At 58.0% G+C, this 17,324-nt stretch carries 15 protein-coding genes; 8 read left to right on the forward strand and 7 right to left on the reverse strand.

What is annotated here, in order from left to right; all coding sequences use genetic code 11:
* Nucleotides 1-326: 326 nt before the first annotated feature.
* The 5 genes from LAP85_05420 to LAP85_05440 are packed head-to-tail and all read right to left on the reverse strand — an operon-like array spanning nucleotide 327 to nucleotide 5,423.
* Entirely contained in the window at nucleotides 327-1,340 is a 1,014-nt protein-coding gene (locus LAP85_05420) for a MoxR family ATPase (GenBank protein MBZ5495821.1), read from the reverse strand.
* A 2-nt stretch (nucleotides 1,341-1,342) separates the two neighbouring features.
* Nucleotides 1,343-2,074: an ATP-binding protein gene (locus LAP85_05425; protein MBZ5495822.1), complete on the reverse strand. Its 732-nt coding sequence runs from the start codon at nucleotides 2,072-2,074 to the stop codon at nucleotides 1,343-1,345.
* Nucleotides 2,071-3,156 carry an MBL fold metallo-hydrolase gene (locus tag LAP85_05430; GenBank protein MBZ5495823.1) on the reverse strand — a complete coding sequence of 362 codons (1,086 nt, stop codon included), beginning with the start codon at nucleotides 3,154-3,156 and terminating at the stop codon, nucleotides 2,071-2,073. The genes LAP85_05425 and LAP85_05430 overlap by 4 nt, the downstream gene beginning before the upstream one ends.
* Nucleotides 3,156-4,325 carry a trypsin-like peptidase domain-containing protein gene (locus LAP85_05435; protein MBZ5495824.1) on the reverse strand — a complete coding sequence of 390 codons (1,170 nt, stop codon included), beginning with the start codon at nucleotides 4,323-4,325 and terminating at the stop codon, nucleotides 3,156-3,158. The genes LAP85_05430 and LAP85_05435 overlap by 1 nt, the downstream gene beginning before the upstream one ends.
* Nucleotides 4,326-4,370: 45 nt before the next feature.
* Entirely contained in the window at nucleotides 4,371-5,423 is a 1,053-nt protein-coding gene (locus LAP85_05440; GenBank protein ID MBZ5495825.1) for a transporter substrate-binding domain-containing protein, read from the reverse strand.
* Between the two features lie 389 nt (nucleotides 5,424-5,812).
* Between LAP85_05440 and LAP85_05445 the strand changes: the two genes are divergently transcribed.
* Nucleotides 5,813-6,427 (forward strand): SDR family oxidoreductase, encoded by a 615-nt coding sequence (locus LAP85_05445; GenBank protein ID MBZ5495826.1) that lies wholly within the window; start codon nucleotides 5,813-5,815, stop codon nucleotides 6,425-6,427.
* Here the strand turns inward: LAP85_05445 and rimI are convergent.
* Together rimI and tsaB are read right to left on the reverse strand one after the other, a co-directional pair.
* The gene (rimI, locus tag LAP85_05450) at nucleotides 6,379-6,846 is read right to left on the reverse strand and encodes a ribosomal protein S18-alanine N-acetyltransferase (protein ID MBZ5495827.1); all 468 of its coding nucleotides are present in this window, start codon (nucleotides 6,844-6,846) and stop codon (nucleotides 6,379-6,381) included. The two genes, LAP85_05445 and rimI, sit on opposite strands and share 49 nt — an antisense overlap.
* Nucleotides 6,843-7,529, reverse strand: coding sequence for a tRNA (adenosine(37)-N6)-threonylcarbamoyltransferase complex dimerization subunit type 1 TsaB (gene tsaB, locus LAP85_05455; protein MBZ5495828.1), 687 nt, complete (start codon nucleotides 7,527-7,529; stop codon nucleotides 6,843-6,845). Before tsaB ends, rimI begins: the two co-directional genes overlap by 4 nt.
* Before the next feature lie 294 nt (nucleotides 7,530-7,823).
* Between tsaB and mutS the strand changes: the two genes are divergently transcribed.
* The 7 genes from mutS (at nucleotide 7,824) to LAP85_05490 (ending at nucleotide 17,290) form a co-directional block, all read left to right on the forward strand.
* Nucleotides 7,824-10,349, forward strand: a complete 2,526-nt coding sequence (mutS, locus tag LAP85_05460; protein MBZ5495829.1) for a DNA mismatch repair protein MutS — start codon at nucleotides 7,824-7,826, stop codon at nucleotides 10,347-10,349.
* Between the two features lie 185 nt (nucleotides 10,350-10,534).
* Nucleotides 10,535-12,259, forward strand: coding sequence for a glycosyltransferase family 39 protein (locus tag LAP85_05465; GenBank protein ID MBZ5495830.1), 1,725 nt, complete (start codon nucleotides 10,535-10,537; stop codon nucleotides 12,257-12,259).
* Nucleotides 12,256-13,236: a flippase-like domain-containing protein gene (locus LAP85_05470; GenBank protein MBZ5495831.1), complete on the forward strand. Its 981-nt coding sequence runs from the start codon at nucleotides 12,256-12,258 to the stop codon at nucleotides 13,234-13,236. The genes LAP85_05465 and LAP85_05470 overlap by 4 nt, the downstream gene beginning before the upstream one ends.
* Nucleotides 13,233-14,228, forward strand: coding sequence for a glycosyltransferase family 2 protein (locus LAP85_05475; GenBank protein ID MBZ5495832.1), 996 nt, complete (start codon nucleotides 13,233-13,235; stop codon nucleotides 14,226-14,228). Before LAP85_05470 ends, LAP85_05475 begins: the two co-directional genes overlap by 4 nt.
* Nucleotides 14,229-14,240: 12 nt before the next feature.
* Nucleotides 14,241-15,023, forward strand: coding sequence for a putative selenium-dependent hydroxylase accessory protein YqeC (gene yqeC / locus LAP85_05480; GenBank protein ID MBZ5495833.1), 783 nt, complete (start codon nucleotides 14,241-14,243; stop codon nucleotides 15,021-15,023).
* A gap of 94 nt (nucleotides 15,024-15,117) precedes the next feature.
* On the forward strand, nucleotides 15,118-15,954 hold the full coding sequence (locus LAP85_05485) for an RNA methyltransferase (GenBank protein ID MBZ5495834.1): 837 nt from the start codon (nucleotides 15,118-15,120) through the stop codon (nucleotides 15,952-15,954).
* Nucleotides 15,947-17,290, forward strand: coding sequence for a replication-associated recombination protein A (locus LAP85_05490; GenBank protein MBZ5495835.1), 1,344 nt, complete (start codon nucleotides 15,947-15,949; stop codon nucleotides 17,288-17,290). Before LAP85_05485 ends, LAP85_05490 begins: the two co-directional genes overlap by 8 nt.
* Nucleotides 17,291-17,324 lie beyond the last annotated feature (34 nt).

A 17,324-nucleotide genomic window follows, 5' to 3' on the forward strand; every position in this document is an offset into this window, starting at 1 on the left:
GTGTCGAGTCGATCGCGGCGTAATCCGCGCGGCATCAAGCGAAAGATGAGTAATTACAAACTCAGGCCACGGAAGCGGTCTGGCACGGAAAGGCTGAGGATCGAGGATCATATCCAAATCATTAAGTGAACAGTATTGCCCATAGCCCGGATTATTCATGAATGTGCGACCCAAATGCATTTTTTGGATGCGGAAAAATGCCGACCGCCGCCGACCAATCGGTCTCGGTCGGCAAGCAGGGCGGCAAAGGCTCCTGCCAGCGTTTATCCGCGTCCAATTTTGTTGCCTTTCACCGGCGTTTGGTTCTGCTTCACGAAGAATTCGAATTAGGGAGCCGGAACCTTTTGCAGAATGCGCTCTACCAGGTCTTCCGCCCGGATGCCCTCGGCTTCGGCTTCGTAGGTGAGCAGGATCCGGTGACGCAAGACGTCCGGAGCGATCTTCTTGACATCGTCGGGAATGACGAAGCCGCGCCCCTTCAGGAACGCCTGAGCGCGCGCAGCACACAGGATGCCGATGCTGGCGCGAGGCGACGCGCCAAAACGGATCAGCCGGCTGAGATCAAGGTGATACTCTTCAGGACTACGGGTCGCAAATACGATGTCGAGGATGTAGGTCTTTATGCGCTCATCGACATAAATCTGCGACGCAATCTGGCGCATCCGGAGGATCCGCTCGGGCACCAGCACCTTTTTCAAGGGAATGCTCTCGCCCGCCGCCAGATGCGAACCGCCGTCGGTTGACCCGACCCGGTTCATGATCTCACGTTCATCTTTGCGGTTCGGATAGCTGAGGATGATCTTCATCAGAAAGCGATCCATCTGGGCTTCCGGCAGCGGATAGGTCCCTTCCTGTTCGATGGGATTCTGAGTCGCCAGCACCATGAAGGGCTCCGTGAGCTGGAAGCTCTGCTTTCCCAGCGTCACCTGCTTTTCCTGCATGCACTCGAGCAGGGCGCTCTGGACTTTGGCCGGAGCCCGATTCACCTCGTCGGCGAGCAGCAGGTTGCTGAAGATAGGGCCCTGGCGCGCGACGAAATCACCGCTGCGTTGATCGAAGACCATCGTTCCGATCAGATCCGCCGGCAGCAGGTCAGGAGTAAACTGGATGCGCCGGAAAGTGACGTCGATCGCTTCCGCGAGACTCTTGACGGCGAGGGTCTTGGCAAGGCCCGGCACCCCTTCCAGGAGCAGATGGCCTCCCGTAAGCAACGCGATCATGAGCGAGTCCAGCAGGTGCGTCTGCCCTACGATTCTTTTTTGAATTTCCTGCTGCACCCGCTCCAGATAAAAGGTTTCTTCCTTGACCAGCGGTGTCAGATTGTCGGCCGGGGATGTCATATTCAGAACCGATAGTTGGCTTGTTTGATTACGCGCCGGAAGTCCTCGCCTCTGATCTCAACCACCTTGCACATCTCATACAGCCGGGAGCGAAGGCGGGCGCCGATGCGGTCGGTGAGCGTCTCCTCACCTGGACGCTCCGCAGTGTCCGGATAATTCGAGGTGAAGATCGTCAGTTTTTTATCGTTGTAGCGGCAGTTAATGATGTGTGCGATGGTATCGCGTACCCACTCGGTCGGTTTGTTGGCGCCCAACTCGTCCAGGACCAGTACATCGGCCGAGAGCACCGGGCGCAGGACTTCGAGCTCCGAGGCCTGGGATACGGAATTCCAACTTCCCTGGATTTCCCGCAACAGATCGCGGAAGTCATAAAACAGGCCGCAGTCCCGCTTTTCCAGGATGATCTGTTTCAGCAGAGAGACCGCCAGGTGGGTCTTCCCTACCCCGCAGTTTCCGATAAACAGCAACCCGATGTCGATCGAAGGATACTTTTCCAGAAACTTGCTGACGTCGTTCTTGGCGCGGAGCTGGGTGAGATTGTTCGGTTGCGGTTTGTACGAGTCGAGATCGCAGTGCTCATACCGCTTGGGGATGCGTGCCTCTACGAGCATCCGCTCGACGCGCACGGAGTCGAAGCAGCCGCAGCGGCGGACGCTCCCGGTGCCTTCGATCGGCTCCCAGCCCGATCCCCCGCAGCGGGGACAGACATCTTGAGTGGGCCCCGTTGGAATCATGGGTGCAGTCCTTGCTTTTTCACGCCTTCCTGCGGTTGTGTCGAGGATTGGACGGCCTTCAGCTCAGCGTACATCTTCTGCAGGTTGGCGGGAAAGAAATCTTGAAAGCTGTATGAGGCATACTTAGATGGGAGGCGCAGATCGCGGATTACCCGCTCCAGCGTATCGCCTCTTGTGACAGCGGGTTCGACCAGCGCCTTCAGGTCTTCCAGATAGCTCAGGAATTCTTCCACATCGGACTTGGTGCCGACCTGGCCATGCCCGGGAACGAACGTTTTCGCGTCGAGTTTCAATGCTTCCCGCAGCGATTTCATCCATTCGAGCATGTTTGCGTCCTCTGCATTGGGAAGCGCGTCGTTGAAAAACAGGTCCCCGAGAAAAGCGATTTTTTCCTGGGGCAGAAAAAGTACGACGTCCCCGTCCGTATGCCCGGCTCCCAGGCAGAGCAAGTCGACTTCACGCCCGCCATCAATAATGATCAGGCTGTCATCGAGGGTCACCACGGGAGCGAGGATTTTCAAAGTGGACATGCGCCGCATGAAAGCCAGCCGCTGGTTCAGCTGGACACGGAGCGCCTCCTGTTTCCTGGCATCCTGCTCCTGGCCGACTTCCTTGCTCAGTTGCTCGACCTGGCTTTGTGCGATGGCCTGCGCCTGGTTCAAGGCGGGGAGGTCTTTCTGCAGCATATCGCGCCGCGCGTTAGTGCTGCCGATGATCTGGCGCACCGCCGGAAAGGCCTGATTGCCATGGGTGTGATCCGGGTGGAAGTGGCTGTTCACTAGGTAGCGCACCGGGCGCGGACTTGCCGCCTTGATCTTCTCCAGCAGCGCTTCACCCGCCTCCGGAGTAAAGTGCGTGTCGAAAACCAGGACGCCGCTGTCAAGAACTACCACGCCGGAGTTGCTGACTGCGTCACTATCGGGGCTTACCACCTGTGCGAACACACCGTCGGCAAGTCTGCTCAGTTCACCCTGCGCTGCAGCTGCGGGAGTCCCTGGGCTCGCCGGCCGTTGGACCGATCCAGCGGTTCCTGCAAGAGCGAGAGCCAGCAAGCTCAGTACGGCATTCCTTAAACACGGCATTAGCGGTATCTTTTCGGCTGCTCCATCAAGACGATTGACTTCTGATTCCTTGTCTGTCCCCGGTAGTAGGTAATGCGGACCGTCTCGCCCGGTCTCTTGCTTTCGAGCGCAAGATCGATCTCAGCCTGGCTGGTAACAGGCTTGCCATCGATCTCGGTGATGATGTCTCCGCCCACGGGGATCTTGGTATAGCGGAGCATCGCATATTCCCTGGAGCCCTGAATCCCCGCGGCTTCGGCCGTGGTTCCGCGGTAAACCCGCACCACGAGCACTCCCTGATCGACCGGCAGCCGCAGTGCCTTTGCCAGGGTGGGACTCAGTTCCATCCCTTCTACTCCCATCCAGGGCCGCACCACCCTTCCTTCTTTGATCAAGTCGGCCGCAACGCGCCGGGCAGTATTTACGGGGACAGCGAACCCGATCCCGACATTGCCGCCGTTGGCACCGCTGGGTGAAATGATCATGGTATTGATTCCGATCATCTCGCCGGCGGAATTGAGAAGAGGGCCGCCGGAGTTACCGGGATTAATGGCCGCATCCGTCTGGATGACGTTGTCGATGATGCTGGTATCAGTCTCGATTTTCCGCCCCAGCGAGCTGATGATCCCGACCGTGAGGGTATTCTGCATGCGGAAGGGATTGCCGATAGCGAGGACTTTCTGCCCCACTTTCAATGTTGCTGAGTCTCCCAGAGGCACCGGGCGCAGCCGCTCCTTGGGAGCACCAACCAGGCGAATCACCGCGAGATCGTTCTGTGGATCGGTTCCCACGACGTTTGCCTGATAGGTGGTGTGGTCCGGCAGGGCGACCTCGAGATTCTGCGCAGATTCGATCACGTGGTTGTTGGTAAGGATATTGCCGTTGAGATCCAACACCACACCACTCCCCGTCGCTTCGTTCGCGTAAGGAGCGAAAAAGAAACTGTACTCAACAACGGTTGAAGTGATGTTGACCACGCCCGGGCTGACCTTGCTGTAAACCTCGACATTGACCTGTTCATCGGGGCTCAACGGGGGCTGCTTTGCCTCCGCCGCCTTCGCAGATTCGAAACGAGGTGCGGCCCCGGGTTGCCCGTACTCCGGCAGGATTCCCCAGCGCAGCAGCATGATGGTTGCTGCGCCGGTGATGAGTGCGGTGATCAGGATGGTTCGGACCAAAGGATGTTTCATAAGCCTCATGCCGGGCGGGCAGATCCTCCTCGGAAGCCCGACGAGCTATTTGATTGCCATATCGAGTTTGTTGTCGCTAACAGTCACGGTGAGGGTCAACGATGTGGCGGTCGTCTTCGCGATCGCAACCTGCGCACTTGCGTTGAGACGCTCCAGAATCAGCTTGTAGTCCCCCGGGGGAATCGGCTTTGGAAACGTAGTTTTGCCTGTAGCATTAGCATCATCCGTGAGAATCGGCGCCGACTTGAAGGTGCCGTTGGGACCAGTCAGCGTCACGCTGAAGCCATCGAGCCGCTCCAGCTTGACAGTACTGCCGGGAGCTTTGACGAATCTGACCGCGAGGTTCTTGGGCGCCGCTTCGAGCTCCCGTTTTTTCTGGATATCGGCGATCGTCTTGGACGTTTCCGCCAGGACTTTCCCCATCCATTTCTGGTCCCAGGCCACCAGCTCGTTGCTGCGTTTGAGGCGCGCGATCGTCTCATTGATCTTTGCCAGCAGCTTGATCTCGTTAAGGCGTACGACGACAGCAAATTGATTGCGCGTAAGTTCGACATCCGTGGGGAGCAGGTTGGTTGAGTAGTTCTTGGCAATGCTGTACGTCATGATCGGCTTGTCGCCGATAACGGCATCGATCTCGCCACGGTTGAGTGCGCCCAGCGCATCGTCGAGCGTCTTATACCTGGTCAGGATGACGTTAGCCGCCGTCTTTTGGCTGGTCATGAACCGGTCGCCGGTACGGCCGGTCTGTACGCCCACACGCTTTCCGGCCAGCGAGGGCAGGTCCTTGATTTCATTGTTGTCGAGCCGGCGGGCAATCGTATTGCTGCTGACGAAGTACGGATCCGAGAAGGCAAACTCCTTCTTGCGCTCTTCCGTGATCGCGACGGTCGAAATAATCATCTCCACCTGGCCGGTCTTTAGATATTCGAAAACTTTTTCGAACTCTGTAGGCTGGATCCATTTGGTCGGGTATCCAAGATCCTTAGCGATCGCCTCGCCGAGGTCGACATCGAAGCCCTCAACGTTGACGCCGATAGAGGTCTCAAACGGCACATTGAAAGGATTCGTGGCTATGCGTACCACCTTATTCTTCACCATTGAAGCCCATGCATCGGGGGTCGGCTTCGAATTGCCGCAGTGGACAAAGAAAAGAGCGAGACTCGCGATTAAGAGGCTAAACTTAACGGTCCGCAAGAGAGTCCTCCTTTTGGGGGTATCGGAGTTTGCTGTCTTCATATTTGCATGCCGGGCTATTCTAGCCAAATCCCGAGTACTTCCAAAGCAATTTCCGGTGCACGACCACTTCCGACGCACGCCCCAGGGGCAATCGTTGTCCGACCCATCCGATGTTTTTCATCATCAAGCACTTGAGTGCCGGGCGCGGTCCGCTTGGATGGACGCCGGGCGGGAGGCGGTTACATATAAAACCTGCTGAATCTGTCCGGAACTGGAGCCACAATCTTCGAGGCTCGCTGGAATGAGCAAACATCAGCAAAGCCAAGACTTATAGTACCGCAAAGCGTGGCGCACCTCAAGCAGAGGCGTGTTTAGCACAGCACGGCGGAGGCCCTCCCAGCGGTCCATTCGAGGCTCATGATGCAGAGGGATGGCAGCGGGCGGTCGATCTTAACTTCCTGAGCGCCGTGCGCTTGTGCCGGCGGGTCGTACCCATTATGAAACAGCAGCGCTGGGGCAGAATCATTCACATCACCTCGATTACGGTCAAGCAGCCTGTGGACGGCCTCATTCTGTCCAACGCCGTTCGGAGCGCCGTCGCCGGCCTGGCCAAATTACTGGCGAACGAACTTGCCCCCTTTAATATCCTCGTCAATACTGTCTGTCCGGGTGATACGCGCACCGACCGTGTTGTTGAACTCGCCGGAATACAGGCGGCAAGATCCGGCAAGGCTCCGGATGAAATCCTCCAGAAGTGGACCAGCGCCATTCCCCTTGGGCGCCTGGGGGAACCTGCAGAATTCGCCGCGGTGGTGACTTTCCTTGCCTCCGAGCGCGCCGGCTATGTGACGGGCACAACCATTCAAATCGGATGGGTTCAAAGCCAACGCTCCATGATCCAGGCATCTTCCACGGGTTCGGTGTAGTAGTTGATGCGCTCGCCTGCAATTTTGAACAGGTGGTTGTGATAGAAATGAATGGCGCTCTCGTTTGACTTTCTCACCTCGAGGAAGCAGCGCAGGCAGCCGCGCTTTGCGCCTTCGGCAAACGCAGCATTCAGAAGACGAGTGCCGATCCCTCCGTTCTGAAATTCGGGATAGACGCCGATCTTCAGCAACTCCAGGTTCTCGAGGATAGAACGGGCCAGAAAAAAGCCCACCAACCTGGTCAGGCCGGGCTCGACGGTTATGACCGCTTTGCGGGCAAAATACTCCTGCTGCTCCAGAAACCTCGTGTAATGCTCGGTTCCCCAATAGCAAAGATGAGTCACTTCCTCCAACGGCTCCAGAGCTGGAATATCGAGTGCCGTAAGAACCGCTACCTGGATAGCGCAGGCTTGCTTCACCGTCTGCTCACCTTTCGTTTCATGGCATCAGGCGGCCTTATATAGAGCGGCTCGGAACAGAGGTACTCTCCCGACCGCCAGGTTCGTTTGCGAACCAAGGCCAGGCGTCCCAAGGCCGTCGCCAAGAAGAGATCCACCTCCACAAGGCGGGGCCAGCCCGTCCTGGTCAGCTGCAACTCTTGGGCATAACGCACGGCCCCGTCTCCAAGCAGATATCGATGCGCGCCCTGCAGCCGCGGTTTGAGCTCAGCAGGATTCAGAAGCAGGGATTTGCCAACCTTTGCCACCTTCCCATGATAGCTGCGATATTCGGCGTAGTACACCTGTGAACGCTGGGCGTCCATGACGACATCGATGCGGCCGTCGATTCCCGGAAGTTGGTGGGCCAGGGCGTCGAGTCCGGAGACTCCCGCGAAAGGGATCGCGCCGGTTTGGGCCAGACCAAGGGCGGTCGCGACACCGATGCGTATACCGGTAAAGGATCCCGGGCCGATGCCGGCTACGATGAGACCCAAGTCGCGGAGATTCCAGCCCGTCATCTTGAGCAAGAACTCGATGCTTCCAAGCAGGCGGGCGGAATGCGTTTCCACGGAGAGCAGCCGCAGCTCCGCCGCCAATTTACGCCCTTCCAGGAGCGCTACACTGCCCTTGGGTGTCGAGGTATCGAGTGAAAGTATCTTCAACGGTTTTTGTGTCTTCCGCGTATTTCGTGGTCGCTGCTATGGCTGCGGCCGCCAGGCGGCGCTGCTGTCTATGCGGTAGTGTTGCGACAATCGCCGAAACGCAAAGGCATTGCGATTGACAACCACAGCCTCAGGATTATATACTGCCGATTCTTTAACTACAAGGATTAGAGATATTTCCAGGCAGTTGCAGCAATCCTTCATGGTCGGCGCGCTGACCCTCCAATATCGGTTCAATACCGGCGGGTACCATCGCCTGGCAGCGCAGTTGAAAGCTGAGCAGCCTGGTCATTCATGTCGGCAAATACGGCGGTGATTGTGGAAGACCTCACACCTATGATGAAGCAGTACCACGAAGTGAAGCGCCGCTTTCCGGGCAAGTTGGTCTTCTACCGATTGGGTGACTTTTACGAGATGTTTTACGAAGACGCTGTGGTCGCATCCCGGGAACTCGAAATCACGCTGACGGCACGCAACAAGGACAAGAGCGGCGCGCCGATTCCGATGTGCGGTGTTCCCTATCACTCTGTCGACGGCTACATTGCCCGGCTGCTCAAGAAGGGCTACAAGCTCGCAATCTGCGAGCAGGTGGAAGATCCTCGGACAGCCAAAAAACTGGTCCATCGAGAAGTTACCCGGGTCATGACCCCGGGTACGGTTGTCGAGGAGATGCTGCTTGAGTCAAAGGAGCATAACTTTCTGGCCAGTCTGATCCTTACCCCCGAAGGGGCGGGCCTGGCCTTTATTGATCTTTCCACGGCAGATTTCCTGGCCACCGATTTCACCGGGGAACTGGCGTGGCAAAAGGCGGTCGATGAACTGAGCCTGTTCCGCCCACGCGAGTTGGTTTTGCCCGAGGAGAATGCTGACGAGCTTTGCCGGCGTCTGGGGCGGGATTGGTCCAGCGATTGGGTGGCCAGTCCGCAGCAGGATTGGGCGTTCAATTTCGACTACGCCCACCGCCTGCTCCTGGAGCATTTCGGCGTGGCCAGCCTCGATGGCTTCGGCTGCGAAGCGAGACCGCTTTCCGTATCCGCCGCGGGTGCGCTTATCCACTACCTTCGTTCCACGCAGATCGACTCACTCGCAAAAGTTGCCCGTCTTCGTTTCCTTGACGCTGCGGAGTTTTTGCGGCTGGACTCATCGACCGTTATGAATCTGGAGCTGGTTGAGTCCCTGGATGGCACCAGAAAAGGATGCCTGCTGTCGCTTTTAGACCACACGAAAACCGGGATGGGCGGCCGCATGCTGAAATCATGGCTTTTGACGCCGCTCCTTGACCGCAGTTTGATCGAGAGCCGTCTGGATGCGGTCGAAGCCCTCACAAAGGATGTAGCCGCCCAGGACCGGCTTATGCGCCGGTTGGGGGAGATCCATGACATGGAACGGCTGACAAGCCGGATCTCGGTCGGCGTTGCCCATCCGAGGGAACTGCTTGCCTTGCGTGATTCCCTTGAGACGATCCCCTTGGTTCGCACCCTGCTGGAAAGCTTCGCCGCGGCGCGTCTGGCCGAAGTGCGGGGTTTGCTTGACGACCTCACGGAGGTGGTTCAGCTCGTGCAATCGGCGATCGCCGATGACCCGCCCACTTCCGTCAATGAGCCCGGCATCATCAGGCCCGGCTATTCGGCCGAGCTCGACGAGTTGCGCGCCGTCCGTTCCAGCGGTAAAGAATATATCGCTTCTCTGGAAGCCCGCGAACGGCGCCGCTCGGGCATCAACTCCCTCAAAGTGAAATACAATCAGGTCTTCGGCTATTTCATTGAAGTGACCAAGCCGAATCTGCCTCAGGTTCCCGCCGATTATGTTCGAAAACAGACTCTGGTAAGCTGCGAACGGTTCGTGACCGAAGAGCTGCAGACTTACGAAGAAAAGGTCCTGCACGCGGAAGAGCGCATTGCAGTGCTGGAGAAAGAACTTTTTGTGCAGGTTCGAACAGCGATTGCTGCGCAAGCCACTCGAATCCAGACGACCGCCCGGCTCCTTGCCGAGGTGGACGTTTATGCCTCGCTTGCAGAAGTGGCTCTGAAGAATGACTACTCCAGGCCGGAACTCGTCGACAGCGACGAGGTTTACATTCAGCAGGGCCGGCACCCAATGGTCGAGTATCAGAGTAGACCGTTTATTCCCAATGACCTGTACATGAATACGACGACCGACCAGTTGCTGATACTGACCGGCCCCAATATGGGGGGCAAATCGACCTATCTGCGCCAGACAGCCCTGATCGTGATCCTCGCCCAGATTGGCTCGTTCGTACCGGCGCATCATGCCAGGCTTGGGCTTATCGATCGAATCTACACGCGGGTAGGCGCTTCTGACAATCTGGCGCGCGGGCGTTCGACCTTCATGGTCGAGATGATCGAAACCGCCAATATCCTGAACACGGCGACCAATCGCAGCCTGATCCTTCTCGACGAGGTCGGGCGCGGGACGGCCACATTCGACGGCCTTTCAATCGCCTGGGCGGTGGCAGAGTATCTGGTTCAGAATCCGCAACACAGGGCCAAGACCCTCTTTGCCACGCATTACCACGAGCTCACACGCATGGCTGACGTGCATAAGGGGGTAAAGAACTACTGCATGGCCATCAAGGAAGCCGGCAAAGAGATCGTATTTTTGCGCAAGGTCACGCCGGGAACTGCGGACAAGAGTTACGGAGTGGAGGTTGCCCGCCTGGCAGGGCTTCCCCGCGAGGTGGTACGCCGCGCCGGCGAGATCCTCGAGCGGTTGGAAAAAAAGGACATCGACCTGACGGGGCGGCCGCGCACCCGTTCTACCCAGGAAGTGATTGAGGAAATACAGAAAAAACTGTTTTAATGTGAGCTTGCGAACAAAGCCTTGAGGCGCAGGACGCGTTCGGCAGGGATTCCCGGGAGAAGAACCTGGGCATTCCGTAAATTCCGCCCCGCGCACCCCTGCTGCTGCGGTTCATCGGTTTTTTGCGGTTCGCCGGACGAGGCAAGGACGTCGAGTACCACAATTTGCCCGAAGGTTCATTTTCAGTGCGAATGCTGCCAGCCGCCCATCTTCGCCCGACTTCCCTGTTGCTCCAATCCCTCGTCTTGCTGGCAGTGGCCCTGCCCTACTTCATCAACCTCGACCGATCTGCACTGTGGGATGGGAATGAGACATTCTACGCAGAAACCCCGCGGGAAATGATGGAAACGGGCAATTACCTGGCCCCTATGTTCAATTACGTGCCGCGCCCGCAGAAGCCCCCCCTGACTTACTGGCTGGTCCTCGTCGGCTACAAGGCTGTGGGCGTCCGGGAACTTGGAGTGCGTTTGCCGATTGCCGTTGCCGTGGTCGGGATGCTCCTGTTTACATATGGCATCGCACGCCGGTTGTTTTCCACCAGAGCGGCGCTGCTTTCCGTGGTCATTCTTGGCACAACCCTGCGGTTGTTCATTCTTGCCCGCAAGCTGCCGATCGATGTCCTACTGATCTTCTGTCTGACGGGCACAGCCTATTTTTTCGTGCGCGCTGTACAGAATGAAACGCGCCGGGACTGGCTGTTTGCGTATCTCTGCGCCGGCCTGGGCTTTATGGCCAAGGGTCCCGTGGCGTGGGCCATCCCAGGGCTGAGTTGCTTCGTCTGGAGCCTCTGGGCGCGACGTTTCAAGCCCGGTGCAGCCCATCCTCTGGTCGGCGCGCTGATCCTGGCTGCGGTGGCGGCACCCTGGTATCTGTGGACATACCTTCACTACGGCTGGATCTACATCACGGATTTTTTCGTCCAGGACAACCTCGCGCGCTTTGCCACGGAAATCAGAGGACCCGTGCGCGGCCCCTTTTATTATCTCGCCGTGTATCTGGGAGATTTTTTCCCTTGGTCACTCTTGAGCCTGGTTGCCGGCGTCCATCTGTATTGGGAGAGAAAGGTGCTGCGCGCCCAGAATGACATCGCTTACGGCTTTCCCGTCATCTGGAGCGCCGTGACCTTCCTTCTCTTCTCTATCTCCAAAAACAAACAGGAATACTACATCGCGCCGCTTTATCCGCTGATGGCCGTGCTGCTGGCAGGGGTGCTCGATAAGACGCTTTTTAGTGGCGCCGGGCTGCTCGCCAACCGCGTGCGTCCTTACTGGATAGGTGTATTTATTTCTGTGGCACTGGTGTTCCTGGCACTGGCGGTTCTTTCTCCCTTTATTTTGCCTGCTCTCATCCCGGACGGCCCAACCGTGCTACACTATGCGCCGGTCGTTTTCCTGCTTGTTGTAGCCGGCATGCTGGTATGGCACGCAAGCCGGGGCAAGTTCGTGAGATGCGTGTTTTCAATTGCAGGCTTCATGTGGCTTGGTTTCATCATGGCAGGCGCAGCCTACCTTCCTGCCATCGAGCGGCTCAGGCCGGTGAAGGAAATCTGCAGGGCCATTCAAGCGCAGGCGCAAACCGGAGATGAAGTGGGCTATTACCGCGCGGCCGTACCGAGCATGCTTTTTTACCTGCGACAGCCGATATTTGCGACATCTGACCCGCCGACGATGCAGCGCAAGTTCCAGGGTGCGACCAGGGTTTTCTGTGTCCTGGGGGATCGGGATTATCGCTATTTCAAAGAAGATCGCGGCGTGGACTTATATGTCCTGAATCGATGTCGCCAACTGCCCACGCAGTTGAGGATCATGCTGGGTAATGAGAGTCCGACAGGAGAAGGAGAAGAGCTGCTTCTGGTCTCCAACCGGCCTGCGCGCGAAACCGTGAATCCGAGCGATCACAGAATTCCATGAATGCAAAAATATCAGCACTCGTAAAGGCGGCCGTTTCCGCACTGCTGTTTTACCTGCTTTTCCGGAAGATGGATTTCCATCAATTCGGCGCTACCTTGAGCCATGCGCGTTTGGGGATACTGTTCGGCTCCTTCGCCCTCCTATGGATTGGGCATTACATCTGTATATTCCGCTGGCGCATGCTCATGCGGCCGCTGATGCCGGTGTTTTCCCTCACCCGCCTCTTTGAGATTTACTGCATTGGGCTCTTTTTCAACCTGGCCTTTCCCACTGCAGTCGGCGGAGATGTAGTCAAGATGTACTATGCCGGCAAGCCATCCCGGCAATATGCGCAGAGCTTCGCGGCTACATTTCTGGACCGTGATTCCGGAATGCTGGCAATGATGATCATAGCCTGCATAGGCACGATATTACTCCCGATGAGGGTTCCCGGCATTCCGGTCTCACTCATCATCTGGCTTTCCTTTGTCGCCTTCGTGGTCTTGAATTTCGTCATTTTCACGCCCCGGCTGCACCGGCTGCTGACGCGAGTGCTGCACAAAGTCCGCCTTTCCCGGATCGCCACAAAGGTGGATGCCATATCCAATGCCTTTCAGATCATGGGGAGGAATCCTCGGGTCCTTCTGGACTCTCTCATGATCTCGACACTCAACCAACTGCTGGTTTTCTCAGTCGCCTGGGTGACGGCCATTGGCCTGCACATTGAGGTATCGTTTCTCTATTTTCTTGTGCTCGTGCCCGTGATCACGCTGGTCACCATGCTGCCCATCACCTTGAGCGGCACAGGATTGAGGGAGTATGCCTTCGTGAGCCTCTTCGGCGCCATCGGTGTTGCCCCGGCATCGGGTCTCGCCCTCGGGCTTCTAGGTTCCATCATGGTGATGCTGTCGGCAGTGCCGGGGGGCATTGTGTACATCTTTTTCCGGAACCGGAGCGATTTGCGGCAAATGGCCGCGATGGAGACCGACTTTTCATGAGCTGCGAGCTTTCCGTGATCGTTCCCGTTTATAACGAACGCGAAAACCTCGAGCCTTTTGTATCTTCGCTCTCACGCCTCCTGCTTTCTTCGGGCGAGGACTACGAGATCCTCTTTGTCGACGACGGCAGCTCGGATGGGAGCAGCGCCTTGCTGGAGAAACTGGCCTCATCCGATCCCAGAGCCAGATTGGTGCAGTTTCGCCGCAACTTCGGCCAGACGGCTGCACTGGCCGCGGGATTCGATTTTGCCTCCGGCACACTTCTCATCACCCTCGATGCCGACATGCAGAATGACCCCGCGGACATACCAGCCGTGCTGGCGAAATTGAGGGAGGGCTACGATGTCGTCAGTTGCTGGCGTCGTGACCGCAAGGATCCCTGGCTGACGCGCAGACTGCCGTCGAAACTCGCAAACAGTCTCATCTCACGAATCAGTGGTGTCCGCCTGCACGATTACGGTTGCACGTTAAAGGGGTACCGTGCCGAGGTGCTCGCTCACATGCGCCTCTATGGCGAGATGCATCGCTTTATTCCAATCTATGCCGCCTGGGCTGGAGCAAAGGTGACTGAGCTGCCGGTGCGGCATCACGCGCGCCTCCATGGCATCAGCAAATACGGATTGAGCCGGACACACAAGGTGGTCCTGGACCTGATCACGGTGAAACTGCTGAGCAGTTACGCCACCAAGCCGATGTACGTCTTTGGCGGGGCAGGCCTAGCGGCGTGCGCGGCAGGAGTGGGGTTCGCCGCGTGGACTCTTTTTGACAAATTCTTCAACGGGGTAAAAGCACACAACAATCCCCTGCTGCTGTTGGCGGTGTTTCTGTTCCTGGTCGGCGTTCAGTTCATCCTGATGGGATTGGTCGCGGAACTTGTTATCCGAATCTACTTCGAATCCCAAGACAAGGCCTCATATCTCATCCGCAGGACGTATAACCTTGCGGAAAAACCATTCACGACCGCAAGCCGGGCAAGGGACGCAGTCCGATAAAGGAATCACGACTTGTTCGCTCAAAACTTTGCATTTTCGCTGCCGGCGCGGGTGAACTTGGTGGGAGGCGGAGGCAAGACAAGCTTAATCCTCAAGCTCCTGGACGAGTTTTCCGAGTCAGTTCCGGTCATCTATACCACCACGACGCGTATTCACCCGCCGCACCCGTTGGAAGGTCTGGTCGTCATTTCCAGCGACAACGAGGCGTACCTCGAAATGCTGCTTGAACGTGCGGTGCTCAGCTGGTGCAGTGGACGGAAGTTTGTGGTTACACGGCTGTCCAGCGCGCCGGACTTGCTGCGTGGTGTGGAACGCAGCTTTGCCGATCGCCTGGACAGGGTACTTTTTCCTCTCATTCTCAATGAGGCCGACGGCGCGCGCAGCATGTCGCTCAAGATGCCACGCGAAGGGGAGCCCGTGCTGATGGCAAGCGCCAACTATCTGGTGCCGGTGATCGGGCTTGACTGTCTGAACCAGCCGCTGGGCCCGCAGACTCTATTCCGGTGGGAACTCGCCTCCAAACGCTTCAAACTGCAGGCCGGAGAAAGACTGGTTCCAGAACTGGCGGCCTCGATTCTCTTACATCCGCACGGGGTGTGCAAAGGCTGGAAGCCCGGCATGCACATCATTCCGTTCATCAACAAGGCGGACTCAGATTCTGATGAGCCGGCGGCCCGTTCCCTGGCACAGGCGCTGATGCACAACGGCAACTTTCCGGTGGAACGAGTCGTTTGGGGAAGTGCGCAAAACGCGCGAGCGGCCTTCCTGAAGGGAACCGCCGATACGGGCCGTTAAACCGACAGGAGGCAGATTTGGTCTGCATCCATTTGTGTTTGTCGGCGGTGCGTGTCTGCATTGATCTCCTCCATGTGCGGTGAATGGGCCTCGAATGATTCCCAGACTGACCAGTAAAGACAATCCGCTCGTGCGAACGATTCGCCTGGTGGCGGCCCAGGGGCGCCGGGCTCCTGCAGAACTTGTGATAGCGGAAGGGCTTCGTGTACTCGAAGAAGCCACAAATGCGAGATGCCCGCTGGAGGCTGTTCTCGTCGGCGAAGGCTTCGGAGGTGACTCACGCTCGCGGGCATTGCTCGAAGCCTGGTCGCGCAGAAATGTTCCGGTGCGCTGCGCTGCGGCGGCGCTCATGAAAGGGCTCTCGGACGTGGTTGCGCCCCAGGGCGCACTGGCGCTGGCTCGAGTTCCCGTCGTCCCGTTGGCCGCCTTGAAAATTGAGCCGCATCCATTGATTCTATGCCTTTGCGGAATTCAGGATCCGGGCAACCTCGGAACCCTGCTGCGGACCGCACGCGCCGCAGGAGTTTCGTTTGTGTGCTCCACCGTGGGAACCGTGTCTGCGCGGAATCCAAAGGCAATCCGAGCCAGCGCCGGTGCCTTCTTCCGCATCCCCCTCGTCGAAGGCCTTGATCCGGCGGAGTTTTTCGATTACTGCCGCCTGCAGAAGATCGCCATGTACCAGGCAAATGCCCGAGCCAGGCGCCCTTGCTGGACCACCGAGCTCATAGGGTCGACGGCGATCCTTCTGGGCAATGAGGCGCGCGGCCTGGTGGAGGCGGAGTGGAATGACATTCCGTCACTCAGCGTTCCCATGGTCGCCGGCGTGGAGTCGCTTAACGTGGCGGCCGCGGGAGCTGTCCTTTTGTACGAGGCATTCCGGCAGCGATCCGTCGCATCGGGCGCCATCACCATGGAGGCCCGGGATGAGTGACTGGCTGTTTGCGCGACCTCCGGAACCTCCTGGCTCGCCCGCAGCGCCTCTTGCGGAACGGATGAGGCCGCGCACTCTGGATGAGGTCGTCGGTCAGCCGCACCTGATAGGCCAAGGACGAGTTTTGCGGGAAATGATCGAGCACGATCAGCTTGCTTCCCTCATTCTCTGGGGACCGCCCGGAACAGGAAAGACGACGCTCGCCCGCATCATCGCGAGAGAGAGCAAGTCTGAATTCGTCGCTTACAGCGCGGTCCTTTCCGGCATCAAGGAAATCAAGGCGGTCATGGCGGAGGCGGAAACGCACTTTCGACAGACGCGCCGGAGAACCATCGTTTTCATCGACGAAATCCACCGTTTCAACAAGGCGCAGCAGGACGCCTTCCTGCACTACGTGGAGTCAGGCGTCATAGTCCTGATCGGGGCGACAACCGAGAATCCGTCTTTTGAAGTCATCAGCGCGTTGCTGTCGCGCGCCAAAGTCTACGTCCTCAATCCGCTCACCGTCGAGGATGTGGAGCAGATTCTGCTGCGCGCCCTCGAGGATCGCGAGCGCGGCCTGGGCGAGCGTCCTGTGGAGATCGCGGAAGATGTCTTACACCGGCTCGCCATTTATGCCAACGGGGATGCCCGCATCGCCCTCAACGCCCTGGAAATCGCCGTCGATCTTGCTTACAGCCGCCCTCATGCGCAAGTGCCGCCGCTGACAGCCGCCGATCTTGAATCGGCTCTGCAGCAGAAGATCCTCCGCTATGACAAGGCCGGCGAGGAACATTACAACCTGATCTCCGCGCTGCACAAGTCCATGCGCAACAGCGATCCCGATGCGGCGCTTTATTGGATGGGGAGAATGCTCGAAGGCGGGGAAGATCCAATCTACATTGCGCGCCGCATGGTGCGCTTCGCCTCGGAAGACGTGGGCATGGCTGATGTCCGCGCCCTCCAGGTGGCTTTGAACGCCACCGAGGCCGTGCGCCTGGTCGGCTTGCCCGAGTGCAAACTGGCGCTGGCGCAAGCGGCCGTCTATCTTTCGGTCGCTCCGAAATCCAATGCGCTTTATACTGCCTATTCCGAAATCGAGACCGATGTTCAGAAGACCGTTAACGAGCCGCCGCCGCTGCATATCCGCAATGCGCCTACCCGCCTGATGAAGGAGCTCGGTTACGGAAAGGGCTACCAGTATGCTCACGACTTGGAAGGCAAGGTGGCGGATATGGAATGCCTGCCCGAATCACTCCATGGCCGACAATACTACCACCCTACCGATCAGGGAATGGAACGCCGCATCAAGGAAATCCTCGATATCATCAAAGAAAAGAGAAAGAGCCAAAAATAGCAGGTCTGGAATGGGGTTCTGCGCATGCACATGG

This window comes from Terriglobia bacterium (assembly GCA_020072565.1).
Lineage (GTDB): Bacteria > Acidobacteriota > UBA6911 > UBA6911 > UBA6911 > JAFNAG01.

Excerpts from the sequence above, each read along its gene's own strand:
- LAP85_05485 (MBZ5495834.1), top strand. The coding sequence starts at position 15,118 with ATGATTCCCAGACTGACCAGTAAAGACAATCCGCTCGTGCGAACGATT.
- LAP85_05435 (MBZ5495824.1), bottom strand. The coding sequence starts at position 4,325 with ATGAAACATCCTTTGGTCCGAACCATCCTGATCACCGCACTCATCACC.
- LAP85_05430 (MBZ5495823.1), bottom strand. The coding sequence starts at position 3,156 with ATGCCGTGTTTAAGGAATGCCGTACTGAGCTTGCTGGCTCTCGCTCTT.
- mutS (MBZ5495829.1), top strand. The coding sequence starts at position 7,824 with ATGTCGGCAAATACGGCGGTGATTGTGGAAGACCTCACACCTATGATG.
- LAP85_05425 (MBZ5495822.1), bottom strand. The coding sequence starts at position 2,074 with ATGATTCCAACGGGGCCCACTCAAGATGTCTGTCCCCGCTGCGGGGGA.
- LAP85_05475 (MBZ5495832.1), top strand. The coding sequence starts at position 13,233 with ATGAGCTGCGAGCTTTCCGTGATCGTTCCCGTTTATAACGAACGCGAA.
- LAP85_05420 (MBZ5495821.1), bottom strand. The coding sequence starts at position 1,340 with ATGACATCCCCGGCCGACAATCTGACACCGCTGGTCAAGGAAGAAACC.
- LAP85_05440 (MBZ5495825.1), bottom strand. The coding sequence starts at position 5,423 with ATGGTGAAGAATAAGGTGGTACGCATAGCCACGAATCCTTTCAATGTG.
- LAP85_05470 (MBZ5495831.1), top strand. The coding sequence starts at position 12,256 with ATGAATGCAAAAATATCAGCACTCGTAAAGGCGGCCGTTTCCGCACTG.
- LAP85_05490 (MBZ5495835.1), top strand. The coding sequence starts at position 15,947 with ATGAGTGACTGGCTGTTTGCGCGACCTCCGGAACCTCCTGGCTCGCCC.